13 protein-coding genes and 1 tRNA gene are annotated in these 14,413 nt (G+C 32.6%); 12 read left to right on the top strand and 2 right to left on the bottom strand.

Translation table 11 applies throughout. The features are described 5' to 3' along the window. Window positions 1-346: 346 nt before the first annotated feature. From RBH29_RS09095 to RBH29_RS09080, 4 genes are read left to right on the top strand one after another with little or no spacing between them, the layout of a single operon-like run. Complete coding sequence (locus RBH29_RS09095) at window positions 347-1,306, top strand: metal ABC transporter solute-binding protein, Zn/Mn family (RefSeq protein ID WP_306696495.1); 960 nt, start codon at window positions 347-349, stop codon at window positions 1,304-1,306. Window positions 1,307-1,324: 18 nt separating this feature from the next. Then, complete coding sequence (locus RBH29_RS09090; RefSeq protein ID WP_306696494.1) at window positions 1,325-2,116, top strand: metal ABC transporter ATP-binding protein; 792 nt, start codon at window positions 1,325-1,327, stop codon at window positions 2,114-2,116. After that, a complete protein-coding gene (locus RBH29_RS09085) occupies window positions 2,113-3,234 on the top strand; it encodes a metal ABC transporter permease (RefSeq protein WP_306696493.1) in 1,122 nt (373 codons plus the stop codon). Before RBH29_RS09090 ends, RBH29_RS09085 begins: the two co-directional genes overlap by 4 nt. Continuing rightward, complete coding sequence (locus RBH29_RS09080; protein ID WP_306696492.1) at window positions 3,227-4,105, top strand: metal ABC transporter permease; 879 nt, start codon at window positions 3,227-3,229, stop codon at window positions 4,103-4,105. Before RBH29_RS09085 ends, RBH29_RS09080 begins: the two co-directional genes overlap by 8 nt. A 24-nt stretch (window positions 4,106-4,129) precedes the next feature. On the opposite strand, the gene RBH29_RS09075 is transcribed toward RBH29_RS09080, so the two are convergent. Continuing rightward, window positions 4,130-4,205 (bottom strand) — tRNA-Arg (locus RBH29_RS09075). A gap of 229 nt (window positions 4,206-4,434) precedes the next feature. Between RBH29_RS09075 and RBH29_RS09070 the strand changes: the two genes are divergently transcribed. The 8 genes from RBH29_RS09070 to RBH29_RS09035 all read left to right on the top strand — a co-directional run bounded on the left by RBH29_RS09070 (window position 4,435) and on the right by RBH29_RS09035 (window position 13,590). Continuing rightward, a complete protein-coding gene (locus tag RBH29_RS09070) occupies window positions 4,435-5,121 on the top strand; it encodes a DUF1538 domain-containing protein (RefSeq protein WP_306696491.1) in 687 nt (228 codons plus the stop codon). Further along, window positions 5,121-5,846, top strand: a complete 726-nt coding sequence (locus RBH29_RS09065) for a DUF1538 domain-containing protein (protein WP_306696490.1) — start codon at window positions 5,121-5,123, stop codon at window positions 5,844-5,846. The genes RBH29_RS09070 and RBH29_RS09065 overlap by 1 nt, the downstream gene beginning before the upstream one ends. Continuing rightward, window positions 5,843-6,220, top strand: a complete 378-nt coding sequence (locus tag RBH29_RS09060; protein WP_306696489.1) for a P-II family nitrogen regulator — start codon at window positions 5,843-5,845, stop codon at window positions 6,218-6,220. Before RBH29_RS09065 ends, RBH29_RS09060 begins: the two co-directional genes overlap by 4 nt. 2 nt (window positions 6,221-6,222) lie before the next feature. Continuing rightward, on the top strand, window positions 6,223-6,552 hold the full coding sequence (locus tag RBH29_RS09055; RefSeq protein ID WP_306696488.1) for a P-II family nitrogen regulator: 330 nt from the start codon (window positions 6,223-6,225) through the stop codon (window positions 6,550-6,552). 84 nt (window positions 6,553-6,636) lie between these two features. After that, window positions 6,637-9,735 (top strand): fibronectin type III domain-containing protein, encoded by a 3,099-nt coding sequence (locus RBH29_RS09050; protein ID WP_306696487.1) that lies wholly within the window; start codon window positions 6,637-6,639, stop codon window positions 9,733-9,735. Window positions 9,736-9,985: 250 nt separating this feature from the next. After that, on the top strand, window positions 9,986-11,782 hold the full coding sequence (pepF, locus tag RBH29_RS09045; RefSeq protein ID WP_306696485.1) for an oligoendopeptidase F: 1,797 nt from the start codon (window positions 9,986-9,988) through the stop codon (window positions 11,780-11,782). Between the two features lie 121 nt (window positions 11,783-11,903). Beyond that, window positions 11,904-12,458 (top strand): RNA polymerase sigma factor, encoded by a 555-nt coding sequence (locus RBH29_RS09040; RefSeq protein WP_306696484.1) that lies wholly within the window; start codon window positions 11,904-11,906, stop codon window positions 12,456-12,458. A 25-nt stretch (window positions 12,459-12,483) separates the two neighbouring features. After that, window positions 12,484-13,590 (top strand): DUF5050 domain-containing protein, encoded by a 1,107-nt coding sequence (locus RBH29_RS09035; protein ID WP_306696483.1) that lies wholly within the window; start codon window positions 12,484-12,486, stop codon window positions 13,588-13,590. Between the two features lie 209 nt (window positions 13,591-13,799). On the opposite strand, the gene RBH29_RS09030 is transcribed toward RBH29_RS09035, so the two are convergent. Continuing rightward, window positions 13,800-14,309, bottom strand: coding sequence for a shikimate kinase (locus tag RBH29_RS09030; RefSeq protein ID WP_306696482.1), 510 nt, complete (start codon window positions 14,307-14,309; stop codon window positions 13,800-13,802). Window positions 14,310-14,413 lie beyond the last annotated feature (104 nt).

The following is a 14,413-nucleotide window of genomic DNA, read 5'->3' as shown; positions in this document are numbered from 1 at the left end:
AAATAAGTGGTAGAAAAATCCCTTGCTTGACATGATACTTTGCAAAATACTTTCCCTGTGATTGGGCCCAGCATCCATTCCTACCACCTCCATTAATAACGATACAAGATTTCATTTCAAAATCTTTATACTTACATTGTACATATTGTTATTACATAAGACAAGTGTTATATTAAAAAAAATTTAAAAACCCATCTTATATTCTCCTGCTTTTAAAAAGTATCTTTGTTATGTAACTAGTAACCTCATTCCCTAAAAGTGCATATAATAAACTAAAAATTTAGTTGCGTGAAACTTATTTTCACATAGCTAATAAAAATAATTTATTGACGAGGAGGATACGTCTATGAAAAAAATTCTATTATGGATTGTTTTAATCTTTTTCTTAATATCTGCTTTTTTGGGATTTTACATTTATTATTCCAATATCAATAGAGATACTTCCCCACAGCAAAGTAATGAAAACTTGAAAGTTGTAACAACTACAACGATGATTACAGATTTACTTAATATCTTAGGAAAAGATGTTTTAGAAGTGGATGGACTAATGGGAACTGGTGTAGATCCACACCTTTACCAGGCCACCGAAAGTGATGTAAGAAAACTTCAAAATGCAGATATAATTTTTTATAATGGACTTCATTTAGAAGGCAAGATGGCTGACCTGTTTGAGGAAATGTCCAGATTAAACATTCCAACATATGCAGTTACTGATGCTGTCCATGCCTCAAAACTACTTAGTGGTGAAGACGAGTTTGAGGGCAGTTATGACCCTCATATATGGTCTGATGTTCAATTGTGGAAAGAAGTTGTGAAATTTGCAAAAGATAAACTGGTTACTTTAGACCCTTCAAATTCAGAAATTTATATTCAAAATGCTTCAGATTACCTCGAAGAACTCAATAGCCTCCAAGAGTATATAAGCAAAAAGGTTATGGAAATTCCAAAAAATCAAAGAATTTTAATAACGGCTCATGACGCTTTTGCCTATTTTGGTAACGCATACGATTTTAATGTTCTTGGACTTCAGGGCATTAGCACCGAAACAGAGGCAGGTGTTTTAGACGTACAAAACCTAGCTCAATTTATAACTGAAAATAAAGTGCCTGCAATCTTCATAGAAACTTCAGTCCAAACCCGCCACATAGAAGCTCTACAGCAAGCAGTTTTGTCAAGAGACTTTGATGTAGAAATAGGGGGGGAACTGTTTTCAGACTCTATGGGAAATCCTGATAAGCCAGAAGGAACTTATAAAGGTATGATAAGACATAATGTTGATACTATTGTAAACGCACTAAAAAAGTAATTAAAAGAGGTAATAACTATGTATAAAAAAGCATTAGAAGTAAGTTCATTAACAACATCCTATAATGATAAACCTGTATTATGGGATATAAATGTAGCTGTACCGGAAGGAATTATAATGGGAATTATAGGACCTAACGGAGCTGGTAAAAGCACATTTATAAAATCCTTACTGGGTATTGTAAAACCTATAGCCGGAAGTGCCAAAATATACGGAAAACCCTACAAAAAAATCCGCAAAAAAGTTGCCTATGTTCCACAAAGAGAAAGTGTAGACTGGGATTTCCCTACAACAGTGCTTGACGTAGTTACAATGGGACTTTATGGTGATATTGGTTGGATTAAAAGACCTGGAAAAAAAGAAAAACAACTCTCACTAAATGCATTAGAAAAGCTCGGCATGGAAAAATATCACGACAGACAAATAAGTAAATTGTCAGGAGGACAGCAACAACGTACTTTTCTTGCACGAGCTCTAGTACAGGATGCTGACCTTTTCTTGATGGATGAACCCTTCCAAGGTGTGGACGCACTCACTGAAAAAATAATAATAGATTTTATGAAAGAGTTGAAAAACAAAGGAAAAACAATTGTTGCAGTTCACCACAACCTAGAAACAGCCTCAGAGTATTTTGACTGGATTATGATGTTAAACATAAAATGCATCGCAGTTGGCCCCTGCTCTGAAGTGTTTATTGGAGAAAATCTGGCCAAAACCTATAGCTGCCCTAAAACACCTTATCAGAGCTTTATAGTAAGAAAAGATAAATCAACCTGTAAAAGCCCTCTTTTAAAGGGGGAAAGAATATGATTGAAATTTTAATGTCAATATTTAAAGATCATACGTTAAGAACTGTAATACTAGGTTCTGCTATTTTAGGCATTACTTCTGGTATTCTAGGATCATTTGCAATTTTGAGAAAACAAAGTCTTTTAGGAGATGCCATTTCTCATTCTGCCCTTCCTGGCATTGCAATTGCATTTTTACTTACTAAAAGCTCATCTCCACTTGTACTTTTAACAGGAGCTTTAGTAGCTGGCTGGATTTCATCAATATGTATGATGTCTATTGTACGATTTACCAAAATAAAATACGATGGGGCTCTTGCAATAGTATTGTCGGTTTTCTTTGGATTTGGAATGATGATGCTAAGTATTGTTCAAAAAATTCCTGATTCAAGGCAGGCAGGACTTAATAAGTTTTTATTTGGTCAGGCTGCAACACTTCTCAAAGAAGACATTATTACAATGAGCATTTTAGGCGGTACAGCTCTTTTTATAGTTTTTCTTCTCTGGAAAGAATTTAAATTACTAATCTTTAACCCTGATTTTGGAGAAAGTGTTGGCTTTCCAATGAAAAAAATGGACATTTTATTAACATGCCTTATGGTTGTGTCTATAGTTGTTGGACTTCAAACGGTAGGTGTTGTATTAATGAGTGCTATGCTCATTGCACCTGCCGCTGCCAGCAGGCAATGGACTAATCGGCTAGAAGTCATGGCTGTACTTGGAGGTTTTTTTGGAGCAATATCAGGTATAACAGGTGCCTTTATAAGTAGCAGAACTTCTAATATGCCTACTGGTCCAATAATTGTCCTTGTAAGTTTTTCATTGTTTATTCTTTCCTTTCTTTTTGCTCCTAAAAGAGGCATACTAAGTAAGCTCTTTTGTACTTATAAAAACAATTTAAAAATTACCCAAAACATCACTTTAACTTATCTTTATCATTTATGCAGTAAAAGAAAATCTGTGGATTTAGAAGAACTAATGAAAAAAAGTCCATGTGCCTCCTCAAAAAAACTCACCAATATTTTAAAGCAAATGAAAAATATGAATCTATTGCAAGAACATCATAACGGGTGGAAGCTTACACTAAAAGGAATTGAAAAAGCCAAAGAACTTCAGATGGGAGGTAAACTATATGAGTAACCCTCAATTTGAAATACAATTAATAGCTGCTCTTACAGGCCTCACATGCACTTTAGCCGGCTCCTTTCTGGTATTGAGAAAAATGGCCATGATGAGTGATGCCATAAGTCATTCTATTTTAGCAGGTATTGCAATTGCTTTTTTGTATACAAGAAATGTTCATTCACCTCTATTGATAATAGGTGCTGCCGTTACAGGGCTATTGACAGTTGTCTTAGTTGAAATATTAAAAAGTACAAATTTAGTCTATGAAGATTCTGCTATAGGCCTTGTTTTTACTGCACTTTTTAGCATTGGTGTAATTATCATTTCAAAGTTTGCACGTAATGTCCATCTTGATATAGATGCAGTTTTATTAGGTGAAATTGCTTTTGCTCCCTTTAGAAGATTTTATATGGGAAATATTGACTTAGGCCCAAAATCCTTTTATGTAATGGGAGCAATACTGATTATTAACATTTCATTTATCTCACTTTTTTATAAAGAATTAAAAATAGTGACCTTTGATCCATCACTTGCTTTTGCATTGGGAATTAGCCCAGGGATTATTCACTATGGCCTTATGGGAGTTGTTTCTGTAACTGCCATCGGTGCCTTTGACACAGTGGGTTCAATACTTGTAGTAGCTCTTATGGTTGTTCCCCCTCTAACAGCATATCTTTTAACAGATAATTTAAAATTTATGATACTGATAAGTGCTATACTTGGCATATCAGCAGGTATTTTAGGATATCAACTTGCACGAATTCTGGATGTCTCAATCTCTGGTTCCATGGCAACAATTACTGGTATTATGTTTCTCTTTGCCATTATTATTTCCCCCCAAAAGGGAATCATCAAAACTCTACTAAAAAAGTGTAGAATTTTTTAAAAACCCCCATATCTATGGGGGTTTTGGTACGCCCGAGACGATTCGAACGTCCGAATGCAGGTTTAGGAAACCTGTGCCTTATCCACTTGGCCACGGGCGCATATTTATTATTTAATCTTGAAGAAACACATGTTATTTTAACATGTGTAAATAAAAAAATCAAGAGCATAAAAAAATCAAAAACCGCAACTCATTTTAATTGTAGGCATAAATTCAATATGATATAATATATATAGCTTATTTATGTGAATATCCAAACTTTAAACGGAAACTCTAATACCACTTGTTAAATAAAATTCTAGATAAAAACAAAAGCGGAGGCGACTTAATTGAACCTTAAAGAAACGGCTTTAGAAGTAATTTATGCAATTATACCAGTTACTATATTGGTTATAGTTCTACAGTTGACAATAGTTAAAATGCCATCTGAAGTATTTGCTAATTTTATAGCTGGAACAATAATGATTATAGTCGGTTTTTTTCTCTTTCTAACAGGAGTTCGAATCAGTCTTCTTCCAATAGGCGAATACATAGGTTCAGCTCTTGTTAAAAAAGGCAGGCTTTGGATTGTATTGTTTTTTGGCTTTATATTAGGTTTTGTAGTTACTATTGCAGAGCCTTCTGTGCAAATACTTTCCATACAGGTTGACAGCGTAACTGGTGATTCAATAACAAGAAATCTCCTTGTCATAGCTGTATCTTTAGGTGTGGCAATATTTCTTGCTCTAGCACTTTTGCGCATTGTTCTAAATATTCCTTTAGTTTATATGTTAATAGGAGGATATTCACTTGTATTTATATTATCCATGTTTTCATCTCCAGAATTCTTAGCCGTTTCATTTGATGCTGGAGGTGTTACTACAGGTCCAATGACAGTTCCATTTATATTGGCTTTTGGAGTTGGAGTAACATCTATGTTTGGAAACAGAAAGTCTGAGGATAACAGCTTTGGTCTGGTGGCTTTAGCCTCTATCGGCCCAATACTTGCAATATTGATTTTGGGGGTGTACTATTAATGGTAAGCGTATTTTTTGATGGAATATTTGATGTTATAAAAGAAGTTTTTTTAGCACTGCTTCCTTTGCTGGTAATATTCATGCTCTTTCAATTTTATGTACTTAACCTGCCAAAAAAGGAAGTTGTAAAAACCATTTGGGGCATTATATGTGTGTTTTTTGGATTTGTACTTTTTTTACAGGGAGTTGATATAGGATATTTTTCAACAGGCGAATATATAGGCATGAGCCTTATATCTATGGAAAATAACTGGCTTCTAGTTCCAATTGGTTTTGTATTTGGTTTTACCATTGCGTTTGCCGAGCCAGCTTTGAGAATATTAAATACAGAAATAGAAAAAGTAACAGGTGGACATATTAAACAAAATGTCGTGCTGTTTTCAATCTCAATAGGAGTAGCTGTATCAGTTGCACTTTCAATGTTAAGAATATTAACAGGTATTTCCCTGTGGTATTTTATTATACCTGGATATATAATTGCATTTATCATAGCAAAATTTGTAGGTCGTGTTTTTGTCGGAATTGCCTTTGATTCAGGTGGAGTTGTGACAGGTCCTATGATTGTAACACTGCTTTTATCTTTGACGGTAGGTGCTTCAAAAACTCTTGAAGGAAGCAACCCTCTTGTTGAAGGTTTTGGTATGGTGGCATTAGTATCTATGATACCTATTATATCCGTGTTGGTTTTAGGATTTTTATATGAAAGGAAAGTAAATGTAGAATGAATACAAATGAGTTATCCCTTTGTAATAATCACAAGTTAATAGTAACCATTGTTAGAAAAGGAAAAGCTAGCAGTATTGTTGACTTTACAAAAAAACATAGTGCCAAAGGAGGTACAATACTTCTAGGAAAAGGTACTGCAGATAAGAAAAAGTTTTTAAAATTATTTTCTGTTGAGTACGACCCTGCTAAAGAAATAATATTAACTTTGGTAGAAGATGAAAAGGCAGATTATATACTTGACACCATTATAGAAAAAGGCCAACTTAACAAACCAGGTAAGGGCATAGCTTTTGTTATAAATGTAAAAAATGTCTGTGGGATATTTCACCTTTTAAAATTAGGTGAAATGTTAGATTATAAGGAGGAAAATTAATCATGCCATCCAATATTAAATTTGAATTAATTGTAACCATAGTCAATAAAGGTTTTTCTTGTGATGTTGTTGATGCTGCAAAAATGGCTGGTGCTGAAGGAAGCACTATAATACACGGCAGAGGAACAGGAATAAATGAAAATGCCAAACTCATGGGAATTCCTATAGAACCTGAAAAAGAAATTATTCTCACCCTTATTGACAACAAAAAAACCAATAAGGTTTTAAAAAGCATCACCGATGCTGCAGACTTAAATGCTCCTAAAAAAGGTATCGCTTTTGTTCTTGACGTAGAAAAAGTTGCTGGCATTTGCCATTTAGATAAAAAATAGTAAACTCCTTTAATTTTAGCTTATTTTTTTCCTTAATTATAACGATAAAAGAATAAGAGGTCTTTTATTTTATGGAGGGTGCTTATGAGGAAAAAAATATTTGCCACAATTATTTTGTTTTTATGTATCACTGCTACGTCCAGTGCTGATACCTCTTTGGGCTTACGTGCTAGGTCTGCTTCTTTAAACCCTGATACTCAAATCAATCTCAGCTGGAATTCAGTAGCAAATGCATCATATTACAATGTATACAGAAATGGTGTATTGCTTTCAACTATTGATGTGGACATAGAACGAAATTATTTGAATTTTGAGGACACTGAACTTTTGTCTGATACTGAATATACTTATGAAGTTGAAGCAATAAATTCTTCAGGAGAAGTTATAAAGTCCCAAGAAATCACTAAAGAAACCTCGAGCATGCTTGAGCCTTCTATTGTTTTATGGAATTTAGATTTAAATAACAATATAATAGATTTAACATGGATAAATAACTCTCTCTCCACCCAAAGCACCACAATATATAATGAAGAAGGAGAGGAAATGGCACACTTAGACGACAATGGAACTTTTATAAGTTTTTCTGATAATTCCATTTCACCTAACACTACAAGCACGTATACTGTTACATCTTCAGACATTAAAGAAGATCTAGCTTCGTCAGACTTTGAAATAACCCCAATAAAGCTTCCTGAAATTACTGCAAAATTAGATAACGGCAATGTACTAATTTCCTGGGAAAAACACTCTCAAATACAGGACTTTAAATTAGAAAGAGCCAAATATATGGACGAGTCATGGGGAAGTTGGGAAGTTGTAGATAGAGACTTAGAAGAAGACAGCACTTCTCTAAAAGAAACACTTCGTGATGATGGTATATATAGATACAGACTTAAAATAAATACAGAAAACTTTACAGGTGTTAGTAATATTTCTAAACCCATTACCAATATTTTTTCACCTTCAAACCTACAGTGCGTGCCTGTCAGTCCTGGAAGGATAGATCTTAGCTGGACTAATCCTCCTATAGACGATTTTACTATAAGAATACAGCGAAAAGATTCAAGCAGCTCACCTTATCGAACTATAGCCACTGTTGACAGTAATATAACCTCTTATTCTGACACAGACAATATTGAAACAAACAAAACCTACTATTACAGAATTGTTGCCAGAGATGGTAATAGAAATACAAATTCAACACGTGATTATCGTATATTTACAGGTGTACCTGATTCTGCCGACTATCTCACTGTTGATATAACATCACCTACAAGTTTTACTTTGAATTGGCAGGACAACTCAAACAATGAATCAGGCTTCATTGTAGAGAGAAGGACAGACAACGGAAGCTTTGTTGAAATAGCAACTGTACCTGCAAACACTACTTACTACTCAGACAGCAATGTGACTTCCAGTTCTAATTATACATACAGGGTTATTCCATTTAATCCATTTGGCAAAGCCCGCTCCTATACTAATGAGGTAACATCATCCACTTCTCTTTTAATTGAGCCTCCTGCTTCTCTTACTGTAACTCCTGTGTCCTCAAGGCAAATTGACCTTTCATGGACATATGCAGACTATTCAAATCACAGCACTGCCATCGAAAGAAGGAGAGGCAACGATGGAAATTGGCAGGTTATCGATATATTAGATACTGGTTTTAGCAGCTACAGCGACCAAGGACTTCGTCCCGATACAGAATACTTTTACAGAGTAAAAGCAGTAATTGATGAAGATGTGTTTTCGAGACCTTATCCTGGAGATTATCTTGAAAATGAAAAGGGAGTGTATACAAATCTATCAGCACCTAGGAGCTTAAAAGCTTCTTGGTATTCTTCAGGGATAGTAAAACTCGAGTGGATAGGAAATTTATCCTTTGAAAGTGATATTTTGATAGAGAGAAAAGCTGAAAATTCAAATTTTGTGCCAATTAAAACTATAGAGCCAAATGATATAAAATGGTATGACGTTGATGTGGAAAATGATAGAAACTATACATATAGAATTAAATCAGTCAACGCATATAATTCTTCAGATTTCTCAAACGAAGCTTTCCTTGAAGCTTTAACTTTACCTGAACCTGAAAATTTTAAAGTTGTTGTTTCATCAAATTCTGAAGTTGTTATTGAATGGGATTATGAAGATCAAACTGAAGTATCTGGTTTTAAAGTTGAAAAAAAAGTGAATTCAGATGGCAGATGGAATGAAATAGTCTCACTGGGCAACAGCGTAAGAAGCTATACGGTAGAGAATTTAGATTCTGATAAAGTTTACTATTTTAGAATTGCAGCATATGAGTCTTCTATGAATTTAAAGTCATATACTCAGTCTGTCGAGGTGCGTATAAATACAGTTAACCCACCTTCAGACCTAATTGTGACACAAATACCTAATAATCAATATCTTCTTGAATGGAAAGACAACTCAGACAATGAAGATGGTTTTATTATAGAAAGAAGACATGGTAGTAAAGATTTTGTTGACATAGGACGTGTAACAGAAAACACAAAGTCTTTTACAGATTCTAGTCTTGAGTTTAATTCAATATATTATTACAGGGTACGAGCATATAACTTAAATTTACAGTCAACCCCTAGCAATACAGTTTCAGTTAGAACTATACTTAAAAAAACTTTTGATGATTTAAACACTGTTCCTTGGGCTAGAACTGCCGTAAATACCCTTTTAGGCATGGACATAATAAGTGGCAGATCAGAAGATATCTTTGCACCAGATGATAGCATAACTCGTGCAGAATTTATAAGCCTTGTGATAAATGCTTTTGAACTTGATAAAACGCCTATAGGAACTTTTTCAGATGTACGTCCTGAACACTGGTATTATAGAAATGTAATGATTGCTAAAAATATGGGGATTGTCTCTGGCGTGGGAAACAACTATTTTTATCCTAACGAGCCTATAAAAAGAGAAGATATGGCTGTAATACTTGCTAGAACTTTAAGAATTACAGAAAGTCCCCTTCCTCATAGGGATAATTCGATACTTGACAAGTTTTCTGACAGACATTTAATATCCGACTATGCTCTTTCTAGCTTAGCAGTAACACATGGTGCAGGAATAATAAATGGTAAAGGTAATAATATCCTCTCACCAGATGATTTTGCAACCAGAGCAGAAGCCGCTGTGATGCTATACAATGTTTTGTTTAAGCTGTAGTTATTGGTTAAGGTTGTTTTGTCTGGCCAATTTCTTTTTATAATACAACCAAGTGATAGTATTACAGATATATATAATATTTTTGTATTTTTAACATTTCTAGGCTAAGTCTAAAGGTTTTCACTCTTTTCTTTTCACCTATCTGTATAATTTCATATTGGAAAGATCTTTTAAATTAATCCTTGGTAGTTACAGTATAATGAGTTATAATATTTTGTATACAAATACAACCAACAGGAGGATTTTTGCCATGAATTCACTACCAAAAAGAGAAGAAATAGACAAGAAGTATAAATGGAATCTTGAAAATATATATCAAAATGTTGATGTATGGGAAGAGGATTTTAAAAAGATATCAAAAAATATTGAAGGCATAATTGAATATAAAGGAACCTTAAATGAAAGTGCTGATAACCTTTTAGAATGTCTTAAACTAAGGGATAAGCTTATGTCTTCATGCGAAAAACTTTTTGTCTACGCACGAATGAAAAAAGACGAGAATAACGCTGTCTCCTTGTATCAAGGACTTACTGATAGAGCTTTTAATCTTTACACCCAGTGCTATGCTGCCACCTCTTTTATTGTCCCTGAAATAATAACAATAAAGCAAGACACATTAAAAAAATATATTGAATCATCTGGTGAGCTTAAATTATATCAGCACTATTTCAATGAAATTTTAAGGCAAAAGGAACATGTGTTATCGGAAAGAGAAGAAGAACTCCTTGCCCTTTCTTCAGAATTTTCAGGTTCTGCAAGAGAAATCTTTACAATGTTTAATAATGCAGATATAAAATTTCCCTTCATAAAGGATGAAGAGGGAAAAGAAGTAGAACTTACAAAAGGAAGGTATATTAAATTTTTAGAAAGCGAAGACAGGAGAGTTCGAAAAGATGCATTTACTGCTCTTTACGATACATACCAAAAGTATAATAATTCTTTTGCAGCTATGTTGTCTGGCTCTATAAAATCAGATAAATTTTATGCCACAGCAAGTAAGTACAATTCTTCTTTAGAAGCATCTTTAGATGACGACAACATAAATACCAAAGTTTATGACAATCTAATCGAAACAGTGGACAAAAACCTGCACCACCTTCACAGGTACTTAAACCTTAGAAAGAAAGTATTAAAACTTGATGAACTAAATATGTACGACCTCTACGTCCCAATTGTTGAAAAACCCAAAAAGGATATTCCCTATGAAGACGCTCTAAAACAAGTTGAAAATGGACTTAAACCTCTAGGAGAAGAATATTTAAAATATTTAAATGAGGGATTTACAAATGGATGGATAGATGTTTATGAAAATGAAGGCAAAACCAGTGGAGCATATTCCTGGGGAGCATATAAAACCCACCCCTATGTACTTTTAAACTACCAGGGCACAGTAAATGATGTGTTTACTCTAGCCCACGAAATGGGTCATGCACTTCACACTTTCTATACAAACAAAACCCAGCACTATATATACTCAGAATATAAGATTTTTGTAGCAGAAGTGGCTTCTACCGTAAACGAATCTCTTCTCATAAAATACATGCTCAATAACACAAAAGACAGAATGGAAAAGGCATATCTTCTGAATCACTATTTAGAACAGTTTAGAGCTACAGTATTCAGGCAGACTATGTTTGCAGAGTTTGAAAAAATAATTCATATGAAATATAAAAATGGTGAGGCACTTACATCAGAGACTTTAAGCCAGGTATATTTTGACCTTAACAAAAAGTATTTTGAACCGGAAGTAACGGTAAATAAGGACATTAGTATTGAATGGGCAAGAATTCCACATTTTTATTCTAGCTTTTACGTCTATAAATATGCAACTGGCTTTTCATCTGCCACAGCTATTTCAAATATGATTCTAAATGAAGGAAATTCGGCAGTAAAAAGGTATATTGAGTTTTTAAAAGGTGGATGTTCAGATTATCCTCTAGAACTTCTTAAAAAAGCTGGTGTAGATTTATCCACACCAAAACCTATCCAGGACACTTTAGATGCCTTTGGAAGGACAGTTGACGAACTTGAAAATATATTAGTTTAGTTTTTTTAAAAAAAAGACGGTATGAAAAACATACCGTCTTTTTTTGATTTGTATAGAAAATATTATATTTTTTCCAACAAAATGCCCTCAATAATTGTTTAATATATAGGAGGTGAAAAACTTGAATTCAGAAATTGATAAATTAATTATTGGTATAAAAAACGATAAAGATTCTTCACTTGAAAAGTTATACAATAAAATTCACAAATATATTTTTGCATTAGCTTTTTCAATTATTGGAGATAGATCTTTAGCTGAAGACGTAGTACAAGAAACATTTATACGAATAAAAACTAGGTCAAATTCTTACTTAGAAGGAAGCAATGGAAAAGCGTGGATATTTCAAATTGCTCGTAATTTATCTTTAAACATACTAAAAAACAGAAAGTTTGAAGTTAATACGTTTATTGATAATGGCTCAGTAGAAGAATTATCTTTTAAAAATAATTCCTCAAAAAATGAATCTCAAGAATTTGATACATGTTTAGAAAGATTTCTTTTAAAAGAAGCATTTAAAAAACTCAAAAGTAAAGAGCGTCAAATTGTAATTCTTTACGCTGTTTCTGGATTAAAACATAAGGAAATAGCTAATATGCTAAATCTCTCTCAATCAACCGAAAGATGGTACTATATTAGAGCCCTTAGAAAGTTAAAGAAAATTTTATCCTCAAAATAATTATTAAAAAAGGAGTGATTATAATATGGATAAAAAATATACTGAAAAAGAAGTCCTTTCAATGCTCTCAAGAGCAGTTGAAAACATTGAACCTGATAATGTATGGGAAAAAATTAAATTTTCAAAAAAAAGTGGGTTAGAGGATGTTGTATTTTCAAATCCCCTTCAAAAAAAGTTAACCAAGCTATTTACAAAAAAAAGAATTGCATCTATTGTTGCTGCTTTTGTTTTTATGCTTATAGGAATACTTACACTTAATAATATAAATAACTTCCGTCTTTCCCGTATGTCTGCGTGTTCAAGTATAAATATGATTGAATATGGTGATAAACTGTTCTTTGAAAATTTCAAAGATAATAGCAGGCTTTATAAAATGGATTTAGATGGTAGCAACTTAACTAAACTAACTAGTCACAGCGTTTCTAGTTTTATAATTTACGAAGACGTTCTTTATTATACTAATGGATATTTTGATGATAAAGAGGATAGAAAAATTGTTATTTCAGAATTAGATGGTTCTATTAAAAAAGTATTTGAAGATATTGATATCTCTAGAATTTCCTTTGTTTTAGATGAATGGATTTATTACATTACCGACGAAGGTCTTTACCGTATTAATGAAATTGATTCTAATATAGAAAAAATTAATAATCTTTCTGTGCATACATTTTTATCTCATGATAAAAAACTTTATTTTTCCAGTTATACAGAGGATTCAGTAGGTCTTTTCAGTTCTGATCTTGATGGACAAAATGCTAAACAAATATTTAGCCAAAATATACCTGTATTTAAAGTGTATAATAATAAAGTCTTCTTTTCTAATTACAATTATAATTATAACCTAAGAAAAATAAATTTGGGTAATTTAAATGTTAAAAATATTACTTATAACAATACAAATTTATCAACTTCACCATTAGCTTTTGATATTTCAAATAACAAAATGTATTTAATTTACAATGACTCTTTATTTGAAGCAGATATAGATGGAAATAACTTAAGAAAACTAGCTAAAATTGATGCAACGACATTAAGAGTTTTCAATAATAATATTTACCTATACCATCCTTCTCGTAGCGGAAACCTGTATAGATTTAATCTAGAAAAAGAAACTATTGAAAAACTCATGTAATATTTAAATTTATTCTTAATATTTAAAAAGAAACCAGGGGGACTGTCCCCCTGGTTTGTAGTTTTCTGTCACAAAAAAAGTGGTTAGTTTCTGTAAGAAAGAAACTAACCATGTAAAGGGGGTCAAAATGTATTTTGTGAGGTCAGTTATATTATTGACCCAAAACAGGGTTGTTTATTCAAAAAAACTAAAATTTTTTTAAAAAATTTTTATTCTTTCGTACAAACCCTGTTTTTTATTTCTGATATAACATCTTCAATGTGCTTATTCGAACAGTTTATAACAATATCTGCATGTTTTTCATATAAAGGTACTCTCTTATTAAAAACTTCCACAAGTGACATATCCTTTTCTTTTGCAATTCCTCTTGTGGATATATTTTTTATTCTGCTGTCAATTTCATCAAACCTTAATTGCAAATACACCAGTACACTGTCTCTTTTTAAATGATTTAAAGCAGCATTACTGTGAATAACACTTCCACCTGTTGCAATCACATTGTTTTTCACTTCAATGTCTACCACAACCCTTTCCTCAAAGGACAGAAACTTTTTAATTCCCTCTGTATCAATTATATCCTGCAAAAGTTTACCATGCTTTTGCTGTATTAACAAGTCAGTATCTATAAAAGACTTTTTTAATGTCTTTGCCAGTAATATTCCTGTAGTGCTTTTACCTGAACCAGGCATACCTATCAAAACTATATTTTTTTTCTTCATATAATACTCCTAACTTTCATTATAAAAATACAACTTCTACTATATTTACCCTGTAAAAAAATTTATTAACACATGGTAACTAGCAGAAGCTATTCTTATTTTTT

It is taken from the genome of Herbivorax alkaliphila, from assembly GCF_030848475.1.
GTDB lineage: Bacteria > Bacillota > Clostridia > Acetivibrionales > Acetivibrionaceae > Herbivorax.
Note: the sequence above shows the minus strand (reverse complement) of the source record. Positions and strands in the feature narration are given on the sequence as shown.